Below are 18,566 nucleotides of genomic sequence, written 5' to 3'. Positions count from 1 at the left end.
CCCCGCAGGAGTTGCCCGCGTCTTCGCCGGTCAACCCCGCCCCGCAGGCGCAGCCCAACCCGGAAGCGCACAAGGCTTAGTCGACGCCTCGGCGTCACCCGCGTCGCGAGCGCCCGGTCGGGAGCCGCGGCGCTGGCTGATGTGTCCGTGACAGCACACCGATCAGCGAGGCAGTGACAATCCATGCGCATCCCGTTCGACCCCCGGCGCAGCCGGCGTAGGACGAATCCCGACGGCACGATGTCGTTGGTCGAACATCTCGAGGAGTTGCGCTCGCGGCTGCTCAAGGCGCTGCTCGCGGTTGCCCTCACCACCGCGCTCGGATTCGCGTGGTATCAGTGGGGATTCCTCGGAATTCACAGCCTCGGTGACATCCTGCGCGGGCCGTACTGCTCGCTGCCCGCGTCCACGCGCGCGAACCTGAGCGTCGACGGCGCCTGCCGGCTGCTGGCGACCGCGCCGTTCGAGCAGTTCATGCTGCGGTTCAAGGTCGGCCTGACCGCCGGGATCGTGCTGGCCAGCCCGATCTGGCTGTATCAGCTGTGGGCGTTCGTCACCCCGGGTCTGTACGCCAAGGAGCGCCGGTACGCGATCAGTTTCGTCGGCGCCGGTGCGCTGCTGTTCGTGGTCGGCGCGCTGCTGGCGTACTGGGTGGTCGCGCACGCGCTGCGCTTTCTGATGTCGATCGGTGACAACGTCCAGATCACCGCGCTGAGCGGGTCGCAGTACTTCGGCTTCATCATCAAGCTGCTGGTCATCTTCGGATTCAGTTTCGAGACGCCGTTGCTGATCATCGGGTTGAACGCGATCGGCGTGCTCACCTACGAGCGGTTGAAGAAGTGGCGGCGCGGCATGGTTTTCGCGCTGTTCGTCTTCGCCGCGATCGTCACCCCGCAGGATCCGTTCTCGATGCTGTCGCTGGCCTGCGCGCTGACCGTGCTGTTCGAGGTGGCTGTGCAGGTGGCCCGGATCAACGACAAGCGCCGTGCCAAGGCTCGCGCGGAGTGGGAGGCGTTGTCCGACGACGAGGCGTCCCCGTTGGACGACGCCGGCGCGGAACCGATCACCGGCGCGGAACCGGTCGACCCGGCGGCGGCCATCGTGTCCGACGGCCCGGAGAAATCCCCGCGACCTTGGTCGGACTACTCCGATACGCTGTGACGAGTGGGACTACCGTCGCCGATCGGCGAACTCGCGGCATTCACCGCCGAACTGGCATTCACGCTCGATCCGTTCCAGGTCCAGGCATGTCAGGCCCTGCAAGACGGGCACAGCGTGCTGGTCTGCGCGCCCACCGGCGCGGGTAAGACCATCGTCGGCGAGTTCGCGGTGCATCTGGCGCGCGCGGCGGGCGGCAAATGCTTCTACACCACCCCGATCAAGGCGCTGTCGAATCAGAAGTACGCCGATCTGGTCGAGCGGTACGGCCGCGATCAGGTGGGCCTGCTGACCGGTGATCAGTCGCTGAATCCGACCGCGCCGGTCGTCGTGATGACGACCGAGGTGCTGCGCAACATGCTGTACGCGAGTTCCGACACACTGCGTGCGTTGTCCTATGTGGTGATGGACGAGGTGCACTACCTGGCCGACCGGTTCCGCGGCGCGGTGTGGGAGGAGGTCATCCTGCACCTGCCGCCCGATGTGCGTCTGGTCAGCCTGTCCGCGACGGTCAGCAACGCCGAGGAGTTCGGCGCGTGGATGGAGACCGTGCGCGGGGATACCGCGGTCATCGTCGATGAGACGCGGCCGGTGCCGCTGTGGCAGCACGTGCTGGTCGGGCGGCGGATGTTCGATCTGTTCGACCAGAAGTCCAGCCAGCAGAAGGTCCTGGTCGACGAGGATCTGGTGCGGTACATCAAGCATCACGAGACGGCCGACCGGATGAACGGCTGGAACGGGCCCCGGCACCACCGGGGTGGTAGCCCGCGCCGCGACATTCGCGGGGTATCTCGTCCGGAGATGCTGTCGCGCCTCGACGATGAGGGTCTGCTGCCCGCGATCACGTTCATCTTCAGCCGCGCGGGGTGCGACGGCGCCCTGGCGCAGTGCCTGCGGGCGCGGCTGGATCTGAGCCGCGACGCCGACCACGAGCGGGTCTCGGCGATCATCGACAAGCACACCGGCGATCTGCCGCGCGCCGATCTCGAGGTGCTGGGGTACTGGGAGTGGCGCGAGGGCCTGTTCCGTGGCCTGGCCGCGCATCACGCGGGCATGCTGCCCGCCTTCCGGCATACCGTGGAGGAACTGTTCGTGCACGGGCTGGTGCGCGCGGTATTCGCTACGGAGACACTGGCTTTGGGCATCAACATGCCCGCCCGCACGGTGGTGCTCGAGCGCCTGGTGAAATTCAACGGCGAGTCGCACGCCGAGCTCACGCCGGGGGAGTACACGCAGCTGACCGGGCGGGCCGGGCGGCGAGGCATCGACGTCGAGGGGCACGCGGTGGTCGTGTGGACGCCCGACGTGGACACCAGCGCCGTCGCGGGCCTGGCCTCCACCCGCACCTATCCGTTGCGCAGCTCGTTCCGGCCCGGATACAACATGTCGATCAACCTGATCGACCGGATGGGCGCGCAGGAGTCGCGGGCCCTGCTGGAGCGCTCGTTCGCGCAGTTCCAGGCCGATCGGTCGGTTGTGGGGCTGGTGCGCGGGATCGAGCGCAACGAGGCGCAGGTGAACAAGCTGCGCTCGCAGATCGACCGCGACGGTTTCCTGGAGTATCTGTCCCTGCGCGAGCGGATCGGCCAGCGCGAGCGGGATATCGAGCGGCAGGGTCGCGCCGACCGTCGTGGGGCCGCGGTGGCCGCGCTGACCTCCCTGCGGCGCGGTGATGTGGTCGCGATTCCGAGTGGCCGGCGGCAGGGGCTGGCGGTGATCCTGGAACCGGATCAGTCGCCCGGCGATCCGCGCCCGCTGGTGCTCACCGAGGACAAATGGGCCGGGCGCATCTCGGCGGCCGATTTCCCCACACCCGCACAGCCTTTGGGCCGGATGCGGCTGCCGCGTCATGTCGACCACCGCACCGCCCGTACTCGCCGGGATCTGGCCTCCGCGCTGCGCGACACCGGCATCATCCCGCCCGGGCGTGAGCGTCGCGGCACCAAATCCAAGGGCGGGGAGGATCGCGAGCTGGCCGCGCTGCGCCGGGCGATGCGGTCGCACCCCGCGCACACCCGGCCCGATCGGGAACAGCTGGCCCGTATCGGCGAACGCTACAACCGGGTGCAGCGGGAGACCGAGTCCATGCGGCAGAAGGTGGCCGTGACCACGAACTCCCTGGCCCGCACGTTCGACCGCATCGTGGACCTGCTGACCGAGCGCGGCTACGTCGCCGACGGTGAGGTGACCGCTGACGGCCGCCGCCTCGCGCGCATCTACACCGAGGCCGATCTCGTTGTGGCGGAATGCCTTCGGCAGGGTGCGTGGCGCGGACTGGGTCCGGCGGAGCTGGCCGCGGTGGTGTCGATCCTGGTGTACGAGTCCCGGCAGGAGTCCACCTACCTCGGGCCGTCCGGGCCGACTCCGCCGATCCGGCGGGCTGTCGGCGTCACGGTGGGGATCTGGACCGAGTTGCGCACCGACGAGGCCCGCCACAAACTCGAGCCCACCCGCGAACCCGATTTGGGTTTCGTCACCGGCATTCACAAGTGGGCCCGCGGCGACGGTCTCGCCGAATCGCTGCTCGCCAGCGGCGATCAGGGCAACCCGCTCTCGGCGGGCGATTTCGTGCGCTGGTGCCGGCAGGTGATCGACCTGCTCGATCAGATTCACAACACGGCCGACGACGTCGAGGTCGCGGGTACGGCGTCGAAGGCGGTTCGGGCTATTCGGCGAGGGGTTGTCGCTGTGGATGCGGCGTGAGCTTTACCGTTGAAGTTCCGCCTGGTCCGGAGCGGTTACATCCTTCGCGCGACTGCTCAACGTGGGCAGCACAACGTAACCGCCGACGTGGCTAGCGATGAGGTGTCTCCGTGCGTAGGGACCACCAGGCATAAAGGTGGAGTTTTCCAGGCGCGGCGTTTGGGTGTTGCCGTGTAGGCGACGAAGGAGCGAGTAGCGGTGCCTGGCGCAGACGGGCGTGGATGGCTCGCTCGCGGAGTTGGCGGGGTGGGTTGGTTTGCGCGCCGGAACTTCGGGCGGACGCAGTGGAGTCTTCGGCGCGGTGCGTTGTTCCGGTGCTGCCGTGTAGGCGACCGAGGAGCAAGCAACGGTGCCCGATCACGCATCCTCCCGGGGACGGTGAGTCGGTGAGGTGAGAGTTCTGAGCGCCGAAAACCCGCCGGAGCGCAGCGTGGGCCAATAAGTACAGTTTGTGATTGGATGACGTCGAGTACCAACCGTGGGTGAGAGACTGGTGACCTCACGCGGGGGCGATCGTGTGTGCTACGAGTGCGAGTGGAGGCAGGCAGATGAGCGGCCCGTACGGACCGAACGACACTTCAGGGGAAGGACACGGCAGCGACCCGACCCAGCAGTGGTCCGGTCAGCCGAGCGCCGGCGCCGAACCCACTCAGCAGTGGAGCGGTCAGCAACCGCAGTGGGGTCAGCAGCAGTGGGGCCAGCAGGCGCAGCAGGGTCAGCAGCCCTGGGGGCAGCAGGCCACGGGCAGTGCGGATCCGACGCAGCAGTGGACCGGCCAGCAACAGCAGCCGTGGGGGCAGCAGAGTTCACCGTCGTGGCCGCAGCAGCAGCCCGCACAGCCTGCGGCGTGGGAGCCCACCCAGCAGCAGTGGGGTGGTCAGCAGCCGTGGGGGCAGCAGCAACCCGGTCAGTGGGGTCAGCAGCAGCCGGCGCCCGGGCAGCCGATCTCCCAACCGTCGCTGCAGATCAGTAAGAAGCGTTCGCGCAAGGGCCTGCTGTTCGGTGGCATCGGCGCGCTGGTCGTCATCGTGGTGGTCGTCGTGCTGGCCTTCGTCTTCCTGAGCAGCAATACCCTGGACAACAGCGCCGTCCAGCAGGGCGTACAGAAGGTGCTCAAGGACTCCTACGGTATCGATGACGTCCAGGACGTCAGCTGCCCGTCCGGCCAGGACGTCAAGGTCGGTCGCTCCTTCAATTGCAGTATGAAGGTCGGCGGCGAGCAGAAGACGGTGACTGTGAAGATCACCAAGTCCGACGGCACCTACGAAGTCGGCCGCCCGAACTGAGGGCGTTGCGCCGCCCCCTCGCGAGTCGGCCGAGTGTCACGCTCGTTCGGATCAGTGGGACGCGCGTGACATGCGGCCGGTCTGTCGGACCGGCCGCATGTCATGCCAGTCGATCGAGACGGCGGTCAGCAGGTCGGACGAACGCGACATTCTGCTGGTCCGGGCGCGCCGATTCGGACCGCCTGACCGCAGACCCGTCGAACGCCTGGGCCTTGTGGTGCTCGACTCCGGTCTTGCGTACAGAGCCTGGTTGCCGCCCAGACTGAGCGGACCCGCCGGATATGGCATCGGCCGGTTGAGCCGATCGAACGTGACATTCAGGCACCCCATAACAGGGGAAGCCCCGTGACCGGCGGGTCTGCCGGTCACGGGGCTTGATTCTACGAATTTCCTACGATTTATGCCGCGTTCTGCTTCCAGCGGGCGGCGGTGGCGGCTGTGCGGCCCCGCTGGGCTTCCTGCCCTAGGTGTTGCGGGGCGTGACGGCTCTGCCTCACGGCCCGGCAACTCTTTCCTCTCTGGACGGCTGGGCACGTTCGAGATGCTTAGCCTGGTGGTCTAGCAAGCCCGGACCGGATGCGAGCTTCAGGAGTCGTCGGACTTTCGGCTGGTTGTCTGCCCGAAGAAGAAGCCGAGAATCAACAGGACCATGCTGGTGATCACCTCCGGCACGCTGGTGTGGATGAACATAGCGACGACCAGGACGATCGTGAGTAGGAGGAGTAGGACGCCGCCGACGAGCACCGCCGCAGGCTCGCGTTGAAACATAGACATTAGGTTGTCGATCCGCTGTTTCTGAGCGGCGAGCCTTCTCAATTCTGCATCGAGAGTATTGTCTTTAAATTTCCAGTCCGCAGCTGCTTCTTCTTGCCGCTTGGCTATCTCGTCAACCTTATCGGAAATATTCTTCCGAACCGCAGGGTCGTCAACCTCAGCCTCGACAGTCTGCTTTATCTCGGCGATCTCGCTTTGACGGGACAAGTCTACAATTCGATTTGCAACGTATTGCCGTCGCTCAGCAAACGCTTCAGCGACCCGAGCAGCGCGCGCAGCCTGCTCAGGAGGAGCCGTATGCGCGGACCTCAAGACCGATGAGATGAATTCGGTCATAGTGGTATACGTATCTTGGAGCATGTCGATATCTGTTCGGTCAATAGCGCTTTCTGACAATCCTCGTTTGAGTATCCGATACGCGGAATCCACCGACTGGTTGAAGGTGTCCACATCGAAATCCAGTGTCGGAACATGCTCGATTCCGTCCACCTGCCCCTTGTCGTCACTGGCTGCCATGCGCCTGTACCCTCCCCGACCGCTGTTGAATGTTGTGACAACGATAGATCCGTCCGCAGTTCGTCCGCAGCAGGATCGGTACGTCTCGATCGTGGACAACGCCACCAACGACGAGAATGTCTGGTCGGCTCCCGTGCCCAACACCGCTAGCGCTCGCTCAAACCCGGCGAAACGGGCCGGTCTGTCGTTCCCATCGAGAAGGTGGCCCACGGACGGGGGGTCGAGGGGACGTGCGATGCACGGGCATTCGACCTCAACGACGAACTGGAGGAACGGTTTTGGCATACATGCGGCAGCTGATCCGCACCAAACGGTGGGAAGATCAGCCCTCGACCTGGCAGCCAGCTGACTAGCGTGATGTCCATGTCTGCGTTTCACGCTCGCGCGCGTTGCGAGCGATCTGAGCGAGGGTATCCGCAGCGGTCGCATCCGCGCGCTCCTCAACGTTGATCTCTCTGTCGGAGATTTTGAGTAGGCCACTTTAGTGAGTTCGGGGGTATCCATTTCTGCGATGCGAGATGATGGTTCCCCACACGTTGGAGGCCCAAGATGTCTCAACCATCCGAAGACCCGGCTACTGGCAGCTCGGCGCCTGTGCCAGTGGCTCCTGCGGGCACTGCTGGTGTGATAGATCCACGACTTAGACCTTGTCTTACATGGTTGTGATTCATTCCTGCTGCGCTGAGAGTGTTTGTGCTGCATGATGTTCGGTCGTGGTGGATGCGTTGTCGCGATGGTTGGTGCCGGACGAGTTGTGGGGCCTGGTGGAGCCGTTACTGCCGGAGTTCAGCGCGCGTCCGCGGGGCGGTGGCATGGCTCCGGTGGACCAGCGGGCGGTGTTCACAGCGGTGGTGTACGTGCTGACCAGCGGTTGCGCGCGGCGGCTGTTGCCGCCGTCGTTCGGGGTGAGCGTGCCCACGGCGCATCGCCGGTTCACCGTATGGACGAAAGCGGCGGCTGCATCGGGCGGTGCTGGACGAGTTGGGCGGTCGGGGGCTGATCGACTGGTCGCGGGTGGTGCTCGACGCGGCGTGCGTGCGGGCGAAAAAAAGGGGGCGATCTGACCGGGCCGAGCCGCACCGACCGAGGCAAGCCGGGCTCGAAACAGCACATCCTGTCCGACCAGTCGGGAATTCCTCTGGCAGTGGCGGTTTCGGGAGCCAACGTGCACGACTCCCAGCGCTCAAACCGTTGGTGAAGGCGATCTCCGCGGTGCGGTCGCGGCGCGGGCCCAGACGCCGCCGGCCAGGCAAGCTGCATGCCGACAAGGCTTACGACCAGGCCGAACTGCGGTTGTGGGTACGCGAGCGCGGCGTGGCGGTTCGTATTGCGCGCAAGGGAATCGAGTCCGCCGAGCGCCTGGGCCGGCACCGCTGGGTGATCGAGCGAACCGTGTCGTGGTTCACCGACTACCCAAAGGCAGCCATATGAGACATGGTCTTAGTCAACTGCTCGCATTCGTGAAAGCCACGGACGATCAGGTAGCTCACACCTCAACGAAGTTTGCCCTTGGCGGAATGGCCGGCGGCGGAATGGCTTTGGTCCTGCTGCCCGCCCTCGCTGTTCTCATAGCAGGAACATCTCGGTTCCCGTTAGGGGACTACTTGATTACATCGCTGATCGGTGCTGTGCTGCTGGTAGGGAGCGCAGCGGGCTTCGTCGTGGACTCAAAAAGACAGTCCAAGGACTTGGACACCGTTCTTAGTCATGGAGACCGCCATATGCAGCAGCTTGAGGCACAGTCCGATTCGGAGCAGCTTGCTACTGGGTGGACTGTTCCCGCGCAACCTCGACCGAGGAAAGAGAAATGACGCTGAAGCGGGCTTCAGTCGCCGTAGGCATCGGTTTAGTTGTCATCGATGTCGTGTTCTGGATCTCCGCGGCGATGACGTCGGGGGACGCGCAAAAGGCGTGGATCGCGGCAGGAGCCACAGTCTTGGGGGCGGGAGTCGCGGTGGTCGGGACCAGTCTAGGAGCCTACTTGGCGGCTGTACTCGCGTTCGGATCGGCGCAACAAGCGGACCGCCGTGCAACATATGCACGGCTGATGGGCGCGGTCGCCGCATACAACGCCGGTCAACAGAAGTACCAGCGACTACTGGCCGATTACAAGCAAAAAAACGACACGTACAAGAACCTGTTCAACACCGATCCAGGGTCTGCGGCTACGCAGGCTTCGGCAGATAAGGCGACCGCCGCAGCGACTCAGAGTAGTGCTGCAGCGGCGCGATTACTAAACCTTGAAGTCGAGGTCTATATCGCCGCAGCGGCCGCCCGTCTCATGGGCCCGCCCGAGGCTGCACAAGCTGCTGAGGACCTCCAGAAGGCGGTGCACGACGACCCATGGCCCGACGGTGTGCCAGCACGTGTAAAGGACCAAGTAGAAAAAACATTTGATGTGTTAAGCAAGCAAATCCAGTCACCAACCTGGCCATGGTGACGTGAGCCGCAGTTGCCCTCAACGGGGTCTGCTGCACAGATAGGTGACATCTGAGCTGGCTTGCTTTCGGGTGAGTCTGGAAGGATGTCGTTATGCCCAAGCCTTACCCTCGCGAGTTTCGTGATGATGTGGTGCGGGTGGCCCGGGAGCGGGAGCCCGGTGTCACGTTGGAGCAGGTTGCCGCCGATTTCGGGATCCATCCGACGACGTTGACCAAGTGGATGAACCAGGCCCGGTCCGTGCGCGTGCGGACACCGTCGAGCGGAGGTGGCTCGGGCGAGGAGGCCGGGTCGCGTGCGGAGTTGCGGGCCGCGCAGCGGCGGATCAAGTTGCTCGAGCAGGAGAACGTGGTATTGCGGCGGGCGGCGGCGTATCTGTCGCGGGCGAGCCTGCCGGGAAAATAATGTACCCGCTCGTCCGTGAGCTGGCCGCTGACGGGATTCCCGTCGCGGTGACGTGCCGGGTATTGGGGATCGCGCGGCAGCCGTATTATCGGTGGCTTCGTGCTCCGGTGACGAAAACCGAACTCGTGCAAGCCTATCGGGCGAATGCGTTGTTCGACGCGCACCGGGACGATCCGGAGTTCGGGTATCGGTTGCTGGCCGATGAGGCCGCCGATGCCGGTGAGCCGATGGCCGCGCGGACCGCGTGGCGGATCTGCTCGGGCCACCGATGGTGGAGTGTGTTCGGGAAGAAACGCGGTAAGAACGGCAAACCCGGGCCGCCGGTCCACGACGACCGCGTGAATCGTGATTTCACCGCACAGTATCCAAATATGTTGTGGCTCAGCGATATAACGGAGAATTGGACCGGTGAGGGGAAGCTTTATCTCTGTGCGATCAAGGATGTGTTCTCCAATCGGATCGTCGGCTACAGCATCGATTCCCGCATGAAGTCCCGGCTTGCGGTGGCCGCGTTGCGAAACGCGGTCGCTCGCCGCGGGCAGGTGGCAGGATGCATCGTGCATACCGATCGAGGTTCGCAATTCCGGAGCCGAAAGTTCTTGCGGGAGTTGCATCGTCACGGTCTGGCCGGATCGATGGGCCGGGTCGCGGCGGCTGGCGATAATGCGGCGATGGAGAGTTTCTTCTCCTTGCTGCAGAAGAACGTCCTGAACCGGCGGGTGTGGAAGACCCGCCAGGAGTTGCGGATCGTGATCGTCACCTGGGTCGAACGCACCTATCACCGGCGCCGGCGCCAGGCCCGCCTCGGGCGGTTGACACCCGTCGAATACGAGATGATCATGACCCCAGCGGCCAGTCAGGCCGCGTAACCGGAAACTGTCACCTCATCGTGCAGCAGACCCACGGGTGTAGCACTGGTCTCGCGAACTTGGCAATCCGCGTTACATCCTGGATCTGCTCGCCCGTATCGTCACCGTGAGCATCGAAACGATGAAGATCGTGGATTCCCTGCCTCCCTTGGCGATTCGCGCCGAGGAGTAGCATGCCCGGCCTCGGTGACACGAGCCGCTGACGATGTCACTCGTTCGTGACACGGAGCGTCGGCGGCACCGCATACTCCGGGAAGTCTGGCTGCGCGAAAAGGGCGGAACCGACCGCAAGCAACCAGTTTCACCGACTCTGATACGGCACCTACGTGAACACGCCGCGCAACGTCGCGTACCGCACACTCCTGCTCAACGGGCTCCAGTCATCTATGGTCAGCGGATGGGGATCTACGCTGTTATACAGCACCGTCGTGGGCATCTGCGGGCAGGAGGATCGACCGCGCCATCGGGTTCGAGGGTGCGTGCGGTGGCCTTGCGGACTGGGGCGACCGCGGTGGTGTCGACCGGTTTGGCGGTCGCGGTGAACTACGCCACTGGGGCCGCGCATTCATTGTGGCCGTGGGTGGCGGTCGTGGGACTCACCGTCGCCAGCTTTGTTATAGCATTGGAGCAGTCGTCAAGAGAGACCGCGCAGTCGGCTTTTTCGCGGGAGCCTGCAAAAGGTGTCGAGTTGCACAATGTGACGGCGCGCGGATTTCGGGCGCGACATGTCAAATCATCGGGCACGGGCGTCACAGCGGTGGACAGCCACTTCGTCGAGAACGTCGACGTCGAGAACGTCACGGCAGGGCACGGTGATGCCCCACACCCCTGCTAGTCGCCGGTGCCGTCGCGTCCAATACGAACGCGACGCTGCACCGGGTGGAAGCCGGAGGCGACATCATCGTCACCGCTACGACCATCGTCAACGAGGCGGTACCGTCAGGGTCGAGGGGACGGGTGGTGGTCGGTGGGATCCCCCAGCGGCCGGCGAATTTCGTGCCGCGTACCGAGCTGCAAGCCTTGCGTGAGGTGCTGGGCCGTTCGCAGGGCGCTGCGGTGGTGACTGGGATGCGCGGGGTTGGCAAGACCCAGTTGGCTGCTGCCGTGGCACGTGAGGCGAACGACGCGGGTGCAGATTTGGTGGGGTGGATCCCCGCCGAAAACAACGGCGTCGCCCATGAGGCGCTTGCCGAGATCGCTGAACGGTTCGGGGTCGCCGACCCTGGCCGCAACCCGGCTGTGTCGGCGGTACGGTTGCGGGACTTCCTGTCGAGCCGGGCGGAGTCAGGATTGTTGGTGTTCGATAATGCCACCGACCCCGACTCGATCCGGACGCTGCTACCGACTGGTGGTGCAACACAGGTGGTGATCACCAGTACCGACCGGTCTTTCGCCGCCCTGGGCGAGTCCATCGATATACGTCCCTACACCCGCGAGGAATCATTGGCGCACCTGCAGGCCGCCACCGGCCTGACAGATACCAGCGGTGCATACCGGATCGCCGATACCCTTGGCGATCTTCCACTGGCGTTATCTGCTGCCGCGGCCACCATCACCGGCCGTCACTTGGACTACGACCGCTACCACCAACTGCTCCGAGCACAGCCGTTGCCGCGCGTACTGGCACGCAGAAAGGGCCACGACTATCCCCTGTCGGTCACCCAGGCCATTCTGCTGTCGGTGGACACCACCGAGGCGGCCACCGGTGACCCAGAGCTCGATGAGATCGTGCGATGGTTGCTGGGGGCCGTGGCGATGCTGTCACCTTCGGGGGTTTTGCGCCGCCTGTTGCCCGACCGAGGCGGCCGCGTTGATGAGGCCCTGGATCGGTGCGTCACCAGCACGCTGCTGTCGAGCTCCACAACTGGCGACATCGTGATCATGCACCGGCTGATCGGCCGCGTCCTGCGGGAACGAGCCACCTCCACCAAGGCTATCGATCACCTGACCATCTCCAGCATCGACATCCTCACACCGCAACTGTTCGACCCACAAGAGGCGTGGACCCAACGTGCCTGGGGCAGTCACCTCATCGACCAGATCGATTCACTTTGGGACACCGGCCTGCCTGTCACCACGCCCGACCAACTCTTGCTCCTGCGCGTCCTGGAGGCACGCAATTGGGCTGTACATCAACTCCACGAAGCTGGCGACCTCGCACGGTCGTTCGCCCACGCCTGCACCACGCTCACCGACTGCGAACGAATACTCCGGGCCGACCACCCGACCACTCTTACCGCCCGCGGCAACCTCGGCCAGGTCTACGCATCGACGGGACAGCCGGACAAGGCCATCCCACTGCATGAGGCAGTCCTCGCTGACGGTCAACGGCGACTGGGGATCAATCACCCCGAGACTCTCGTCTTCCGCAACAACTTGGCATATGCATGCCGGTTGGAGGGACGACTGGACAAAGCGATCTCCCTGTTCGAGGCGATCGTCGTCGATAGTGAGCGGCTGCTCGGAGCCGACCACCCCAGAACGCTGGCCTATCGGAACAATCTAGCCAACACCTATGCATGCGCAGGACGGCTCGACAAGGCCGTCCCACTGTACAAGGCGCTCGTCGAGGATCGGACTCGGCGGCTGGGGGCCGACCACCCTGACACCCTCGCCGCTCGCATTAACGTCGCCTATGCGTGCCGGTTGGAGGGACGACTGGATGAAGCGATCTCACTGTACGAGGCGATCGGCATCGACAGTGAACGATGGCTGGGGGCCGACCACCCCAACACCCTCACTTGCCGGGATAACCTCGCGCTGGCTTACGGCTTCGCCGGACAGCCGGACAAGGCCATTCCACTGCTCAAGACCACCCTCATCGTCCGGACCCGTGTGCTAGGTGCGGACCACCCGCATACACGCACTTGCCGTAACAACCTCGCCGACGCCTACATACTCGCCGGAAAGCTGGACAAAGCCATCCCGTTGTACAAGGCACTCCTCGCCGACTCTGAGCAGCGGCGGGGAGCAGACCACGAAGACACCGCCGTCTTCCGCAATACCCTCGCATACCTAGTAGCAAGCACCTACTCGCGCGGTCGTCCTTGAGTGTCCCTCATGACGATTCCTCGCTCACGGAGTCTGGTCTGCACAGTGGTGGCGTTCACACCCAGATGCGCTGCCACCCGAGCAGGCGACCAACCCAGCCCATACAAATGCACCGCATCATCAACCTGCTCAGCTAACAAGCCGCGCCGACGAATCGGAACCCGGTGGCGACACAAGATCTCGCTGACAGTCCGCCGCTCGATCCCAAACCGATGCCCCAGCTCGGAAACCGTCGCCCCACCTTCATAACCAGCAATCAGTTCCCGAACCTGACCGGTGACGGCGCTCGCTGAAATTGGCTCTGGCGACGATCATGTGACGGTCGTTCAGGTGGCGAGGAGTATCTGGGCTCTGAGGAGATCGAAGTTCGCCCGGCCGTAGCCGTCGCGTTTGAGTCGTTTCACGCGCGTGACGTTGCCTTCGACAGCGCCGGAGCTGTGTTCGGTGGTGAGCCCGTTGATGATGGCGGTCAGGTCGCGGCGCATTCCGATTGCGAGGCTGTGCAGTTCGGGTAGGTCGTCGGCTTCGACGGCGTCGCGCCAGGCGGGTAGTTCGAGGCCGCGCCGTTGGGTCATGATCGTGGCGAAGGTGCGGATGTGCTGCTGGAGGTGTTCGAGATGGACGCATTCGGTGGTTGCGTTCTTCATGATCAGTGCGTCCTGCTCGGTTAAACGGTCGGGATGGGTCAGGAGCGCCCGGCTGATTGTGCGTGGCTTCGGGACTGCCGCAGCGGTGGGGGTGGGCTTGCGCCGATGTGGGTGCGGGTGGCAGCGGCTGGTGCCGGGGATGCGGAAGGGCTTGAGGTAGCGGCGCACTGTCTGGACGTCTCCGGTGAATCCCAGAGTCCGTAGTTCGCAGGTGATGGTCTGCGCGTTCGTCACGCCCTCGTTCCAACGCCGGTTGACCAGGTCGATGTAGGGGTCGAGTGTGGTGCGGCGGTGCTCGGCCCTGCCGAGGAGTTCCTCCACGCAGGTGGCGTTGGCGAACTGACTGCGCTCATCGAAACGCCCCAACCGGGCTCATCGAAATGCCCCACCCGTGAGCGGTGTCGATTATAGGGGCTCTCGATTCCCGGTAGTGGCTCGGCGGAGGTTGTCGGCGGTGGCCTGGTGGTCACGCAGCCGGTAGGAATCGCCATCGAGGTTGATCACCATCGACCGATGCAGCAGCCGGTCCAGCAGGGCCGCGGCGACGGTGTTGTCGCCCAGGATCTCGCCCCAGGACCCGACACCACGGTTGGTGGTGATCACGATCGAGGTCTTCAGATACCGTTGCGACACAACCTGAAACAATGCTGATGCTGCTTCGGCCGGCAACGGCAGATAGCCGAGTTCATCGATCACCAGCAGCGCCGGACCGGCATAGAACCGCATGGTGGTGGCCCAACGGCCCTCGATCGCGGCCCGGTGGCAGCGGGCCGCCAGGTCGGCGGCGGTGGTGAAGTAGGTGCGGTAGCCGGCATGCGCGGCCGCGCGGGCCAGCCCGGTCGCCAGGTGGGTCTTGCCTGTTCCGGGCGTGCCTATGAGCAGGACATTGGTGGCGGTTTCGAGATAGCGGCAGGTGCCGAGCTCGTCGAGCAGCGGCCGGTCGATCCCCGAGGCGGCGTCGACATCGAAGTTCTCCAGCGACGCCGGGGTTTGCAGGTTCGCGAACCGCAGCCGCCCGGCGAGCCGGCGGGCTTCGGTGTCGTCGACCTCGATCCGCAACAGCTTCTCCAATGTCGCTGTCGCCGACAGGTTCTCGATGGTCGCGTTCTCGAGGACCTTCGGGAGCGCTTCGGCGGCGGCATGAAGTTTCAGGGTGGCTAGATGCGATCGGAGTTGCTGGTAGCGGGTCGCGGTCTCGGCGGCGCCGACAGCTTTGCCGTCGCGGCGGGGAGTCTTCTTCGGGGCGGGGCTGGTCATGTGCGGCTCCTGGCGGTGGCGGCACGTTCGTAGGCGGCCAGATCGGTGACAGTGGCGCCGGTGGTGGCGGTCGGCGTTGTGGTGGGGTCGGCGGCGGCGCGTAGCGCCGCCGCGGCCGCTCTGGCGGCGTCTCCGGGTGGGATGCGTTCCTTGCGGCGGTGCGGGCGGCCGGAGTTGGCGGCGGCCATCGCGGCGGTGTCGAGCGCGAGGACGTGGCCGTGGTCTCGGACGGTCGCGCCGAGGCCGTCGGTGGCCCGTTCATGGCGGGCGATCACGATGCCGTCGGTGGTGGCGATGTCGATGATGGTGCCGCGCAACGGTTGCGCGACGATCACCGTCGCCGCCGCGAGTTCCGGTGGCACCGAGTAGCGGTTGCCGCGCCAGGAGATCATCGCCTGCCGCGAGGCGACCCGTGGTTCGGCGAGGATCGCCGGATAGGGTTCGGCGGGCATGGGCCGCAACGGTTCCCGGGCAGCGACGGTCGCGACGCTGGCCCGCCCGTCGGCGGTCGGCCGTAGCCGGGTGTCGCCGCGCAGCGAGCAGAACCTGTCGAGACTCGCTTGGGCTTGCTCGACGCTCACCTCGTCGGGCAGTGTGCGCCACCAGCGTTGCGCAGCAGTGTGATTGGCCTTCTCGACCACGCCCTTGCGGTTTCCGCGCCGCGGCGGGCAGATCGCCGGCACCACGGCGTAATACTTCGCCACCGCCGCGAACGACGCGGTCACCTGACCGGTCGAGGGGTGGCAGACCGTGGACATGCGGTCGAACCGCCACGACCCGCTCACCCCGCCCAAAGCTCGCGCGACACGGTCCAGGCCCTCGATCAGGTGCGGCTGGTCGGTGCAGGGCTCGAGATAGCCGCGCCAACGACCCGAATGCGCGAGCGACCCGACCAGCAGGTGCGCGTTGGCACCGAAATCCCAGGATGCGGGCGGGTTCGGCAGATCGACCCAGTCCCATTGGGTTTCACCGCCCGGCGGATGCGGGATGACCGCGTTGGGCCGTTCGGTGGCAGTGCGGCAGGCCTGGCAGACCGGCCGTAGTCCACGGGTGCGGATGTTGCGGGTCAGCGACTGATACGACAGCGGGAACCCGAGAGGTTCCAGTTCGTCGAGCAGTGTTTGTGCCCACAAGTGCGGGTCCTCGGCGAGGCGGGCGGTGACGTAGTCCAGGAACGGTTCGAACGGATCGGGCAGGTGTCGTTTCCGGACGCCGGGGGTGCGTTCCCCGGCCAGGTAGGCGCGAATTGTTTTACGGTCACGGCCGGTGTGCCGGGCGATCTGGGAGATCGTCCAGCCTCGGGCGCGTAGGGCACTGATTTCCACATCTTCCTCACGTGTCAACATGGAAAAGCGGGCCTCCTCCGAACGTAAGCGCTGGTCAGGTGTGGTAACCACCAGCTTCGAAGGAGGCCCGCCCTTCACGGCGGAGCCACACGGGACACATGGGGAATCTCGGTAAGCGTCAGTGAGGAATTTCAGCGAGCGCCGTCAGAACCGGCGTACTGTCTGGCGGTCGAGGTTCAACTCCCGTGAGATGGCCGAGCGAGACAGTCCACGGGCCAGGCATTGCTGTACCGCGGTGTATCGCTCCCGGGTCCGCTCGGCCAGCCGGTAGCTGCGCTGGGGCGCGGTGATGAGCTCGGCCGCGGGTGCCGGTGCGGGCGTGGAAGGCTCCGGATCGCCCGGGATGGTTTGGGCCGCAGCGGCTTTACGCAGACACCGGTGGTGGGCGGACACGGTCTTGTCCACCGCCTCGCACAGGTTCTTCCACCGATGGAATCGGTCCGCGACTTGCATCGCCTGCGGGGCGCCCGAGCGGATGCCCTCGGCGTAGGCCCCAGCTCTGTCGCGGCACACGGTCCGGATTTCGGGGTGCTCGCGTAGCCAGGCTGCCAGCGTGCCGGCCTCACGGTCGGGCAGCACGTCCACGGGCCGGTGATTGTCCATGTTGATCAAGATGGTGTTGTAGGAGTGGCGGCGCCGAACCGCGGAGTCATCGACACCGAGCACCTCGATCCGTCCGGGGTCGGGCAGCGGCTGGGCGCGGATCAGACCGATCAGCACGTCGCGGCAGCATGGCATGGCGAGCCTGGCCGCGAGCCTGGCTCCGGGACGGCCGGCGAGCGCGAGCGCGACGCGGACCAGCGCCTCGGTCAATGGCGGGGTGCGGCGGGCGAACGGTGTGGTCAACCCTTCGATCTGCTCGGAGAACGTGGACCGCGAGCACTCGGGGTTGACGCACTTGAACCGGCGGACACACGACGACCCGCACCCTACGGCCACCCAGCGGGATGTCGGCGAGTCGCCGCTGGTAACGGGCATGGACCCGGCACGAACGCCACCGGCAGCCCGAACGGGGCACCTCACCTGCCTTCGCCCGAACCCGGAACGTCACCAGATCCCCCGCCAGGTCGACACCATCCACAGTCACCGCCGCGAAGTGCGGCAAGAGCACATCAATACACTGCGAAATCCACGCCCGACATCATCTTCGGCGAACCCCCGGACCTCACGCACGACACGCCGGAAACCGTTGCCGGGCAGACGATCCGATTCCCACCACTCCAGGGGACTTACCCACACTCCGACCAGCGCACGTCACGTGATCGTCGCCAGAGCCGAATTAGATGACCGCTGACAATCGAGTAGCCAGTCCGGGAAATACGAGCCTGACCGCAGTTTGGGGATCGCGACGTCGATCGTGCCGACACGGGTGTCGAAGTCGCGGTGGCGGTATCCGTTTCGGGAGTTCACCCTCTCCTCGGAGCGTTCGCCGTAGCCGGCACCGCATATCGTGTCGGCCTCGGCGCTCATCAAGGCGCCGATGAACGTGGACATCATGGTGCGCAGCAGATCCGGGCTCGCGGCGGCGAGTTGGTCGGACAGCATCGCGGACGGGTCGATAGGCTGGACAGAGGTCATCGCGTGAAACTTTCTTTTCCTTCAAGTGACTTGGCGGTCTTTTGAAGGATCACGCGGTGACCACCCTCTACTCGGCTACGACACGCCCAGACATTGCTGATGTCCGGTCGTACACCATCCTGCTGGACTCAACCACACATGCCGGTGACCACACGTTCGGTACTGTCAGCCACGACATCGGGCTACATCTACGAATCCACTACGAATTACGCCCGTAACTCACCCACAACCGCTCATGCGCCCCAACTTTGAAATCGCCTACTACCAGGGGTTTCCAGCGTTGGCTAAGCTCTGCTCACATAGCCAACGCTGGCCAGCCGAACGTGACGTTCGGTCGGGCCGACCCGCCACTCTCGTGGCGTGGCGTGGCGTGGCGTGGGCCGGGATGGTGCTGCGTGCTTTGTAAGGCGGTGATTTAGTGAGATCTGTTGTGCGGCAGGGTGATTCAGGTGATCACGCTGTGTGCGCGGTCAGGGCAGTGATGAGGCGTTTGATCGGGCTTTCGGCGTTGTAGGCGGCGGCCAGGGAGTGGAGGCG

The 18,566-nt window shown here is 65.2% G+C and carries 12 protein-coding genes and 2 pseudogenes; 7 read left to right on the top strand and 7 right to left on the bottom strand.

The window, feature by feature from the left end; genetic code table 11:
* Positions 1-183 precede the first annotated feature (183 nt).
* From tatC to JZ791_RS39100, 3 genes are all read left to right on the top strand, one after another.
* Positions 184-1,161, top strand: a complete 978-nt coding sequence (tatC, locus tag JZ791_RS39110; RefSeq protein WP_216902188.1) for a twin-arginine translocase subunit TatC — start codon at positions 184-186, stop codon at positions 1,159-1,161.
* Between the two features lie 3 nt (positions 1,162-1,164).
* Positions 1,165-3,861 carry a DEAD/DEAH box helicase gene (locus JZ791_RS39105; RefSeq protein ID WP_216902186.1) on the top strand — a complete coding sequence of 899 codons (2,697 nt, stop codon included), beginning with the start codon at positions 1,165-1,167 and terminating at the stop codon, positions 3,859-3,861.
* Between the two features lie 548 nt (positions 3,862-4,409).
* Positions 4,410-5,147 (top strand): DUF4333 domain-containing protein, encoded by a 738-nt coding sequence (locus JZ791_RS39100; RefSeq protein WP_216902184.1) that lies wholly within the window; start codon positions 4,410-4,412, stop codon positions 5,145-5,147.
* A 585-nt stretch (positions 5,148-5,732) separates the two neighbouring features.
* Here the strand turns inward: JZ791_RS39100 and JZ791_RS39095 are convergent.
* Entirely contained in the window at positions 5,733-6,437 is a 705-nt protein-coding gene (locus JZ791_RS39095) for a hypothetical protein (protein ID WP_216902182.1), read from the bottom strand.
* Between the two features lie 713 nt (positions 6,438-7,150).
* Between JZ791_RS39095 and JZ791_RS45675 the strand changes: the two are divergent.
* From JZ791_RS45675 to JZ791_RS46710, 4 genes and pseudogenes are all read left to right on the top strand, one after another.
* Positions 7,151-7,832, top strand: a pseudogene (locus JZ791_RS45675) (IS5 family transposase); the annotation flags it as partial.
* A gap of 412 nt (positions 7,833-8,244) precedes the next feature.
* Entirely contained in the window at positions 8,245-8,877 is a 633-nt protein-coding gene (locus JZ791_RS39080; protein WP_216902176.1) for a hypothetical protein, read from the top strand.
* Between the two features lie 92 nt (positions 8,878-8,969).
* A protein-coding gene (locus JZ791_RS39075) for an IS3 family transposase (RefSeq protein ID WP_216902174.1) occupies positions 8,970-10,150 on the top strand; the annotation gives its coding sequence in 2 pieces (ribosomal slippage) (positions 8,970-9,272 and positions 9,275-10,150; 1,179 coding nt in all).
* Between the two features lie 879 nt (positions 10,151-11,029).
* A complete protein-coding gene (locus JZ791_RS46710; RefSeq protein ID WP_216902172.1) occupies positions 11,030-13,201 on the top strand; it encodes a tetratricopeptide repeat protein in 2,172 nt (723 codons plus the stop codon).
* On the opposite strand, the gene JZ791_RS46930 is transcribed toward JZ791_RS46710, so the two are convergent.
* The 6 genes and pseudogenes from JZ791_RS46930 to JZ791_RS39040 all read right to left on the bottom strand — a co-directional run.
* The gene (locus JZ791_RS46930) at positions 13,180-13,314 is read right to left on the bottom strand and encodes a terminase gpP N-terminus-related DNA-binding protein (RefSeq protein WP_216902170.1); all 135 of its coding nucleotides are present in this window, start codon (positions 13,312-13,314) and stop codon (positions 13,180-13,182) included. The genes JZ791_RS46710 and JZ791_RS46930 overlap by 22 nt on opposite strands.
* 213 nt (positions 13,315-13,527) lie before the next feature.
* On the bottom strand, positions 13,528-14,214 hold the full coding sequence (locus tag JZ791_RS39060) for a transposase (RefSeq protein WP_216902168.1): 687 nt from the start codon (positions 14,212-14,214) through the stop codon (positions 13,528-13,530).
* A 39-nt stretch (positions 14,215-14,253) separates the two neighbouring features.
* A complete protein-coding gene (gene istB / locus JZ791_RS39055) occupies positions 14,254-15,105 on the bottom strand; it encodes an IS21-like element helper ATPase IstB (RefSeq protein ID WP_216902166.1) in 852 nt (283 codons plus the stop codon).
* Positions 15,102-16,451, bottom strand: a complete 1,350-nt coding sequence (locus tag JZ791_RS39050) for a Mu transposase domain-containing protein (RefSeq protein ID WP_216902164.1) — start codon at positions 16,449-16,451, stop codon at positions 15,102-15,104. Before JZ791_RS39050 ends, istB begins: the two co-directional genes overlap by 4 nt.
* A 144-nt stretch (positions 16,452-16,595) precedes the next feature.
* Positions 16,596-17,429, bottom strand: a complete 834-nt coding sequence (locus JZ791_RS39045; RefSeq protein ID WP_216902162.1) for an ISL3 family transposase — start codon at positions 17,427-17,429, stop codon at positions 16,596-16,598.
* Positions 17,430-17,711: 282 nt separating this feature from the next.
* A pseudogene (locus JZ791_RS39040) lies at positions 17,712-18,029 on the bottom strand (transposase); the annotation flags it as partial.
* Between the last annotated feature and the right edge of the window lie 537 nt (positions 18,030-18,566).

It is taken from the genome of Nocardia alni, assembly GCF_019038435.1.
Taxonomy (GTDB): Bacteria; Actinomycetota; Actinomycetes; order Mycobacteriales; family Mycobacteriaceae; genus Nocardia; species Nocardia alni.
The sequence above is the reverse complement of the archived record's forward strand: the minus strand, read 5'-3'. Positions and strand labels throughout refer to the sequence as shown.

Bases quoted from the DNA above. Each gene is read 5' to 3' on its own strand.
- tatC (WP_216902188.1), top strand. From the start codon at position 184: ATGCGCATCCCGTTCGACCCCCGGCGCAGCCGGCGTAGGACGAATCCC.
- JZ791_RS39100 (WP_216902184.1), top strand. From the start codon at position 4,410: ATGAGCGGCCCGTACGGACCGAACGACACTTCAGGGGAAGGACACGGC.
- JZ791_RS39095 (WP_216902182.1), bottom strand. From the start codon at position 6,437: ATGGCAGCCAGTGACGACAAGGGGCAGGTGGACGGAATCGAGCATGTT.
- JZ791_RS39080 (WP_216902176.1), top strand. From the start codon at position 8,245: ATGACGCTGAAGCGGGCTTCAGTCGCCGTAGGCATCGGTTTAGTTGTC.
- istB (WP_216902166.1), bottom strand. From the start codon at position 15,105: ATGACCAGCCCCGCCCCGAAGAAGACTCCCCGCCGCGACGGCAAAGCT.
- JZ791_RS39050 (WP_216902164.1), bottom strand. From the start codon at position 16,451: ATGTTGACACGTGAGGAAGATGTGGAAATCAGTGCCCTACGCGCCCGA.
- JZ791_RS39045 (WP_216902162.1), bottom strand. From the start codon at position 17,429: ATGCCCGTTACCAGCGGCGACTCGCCGACATCCCGCTGGGTGGCCGTA.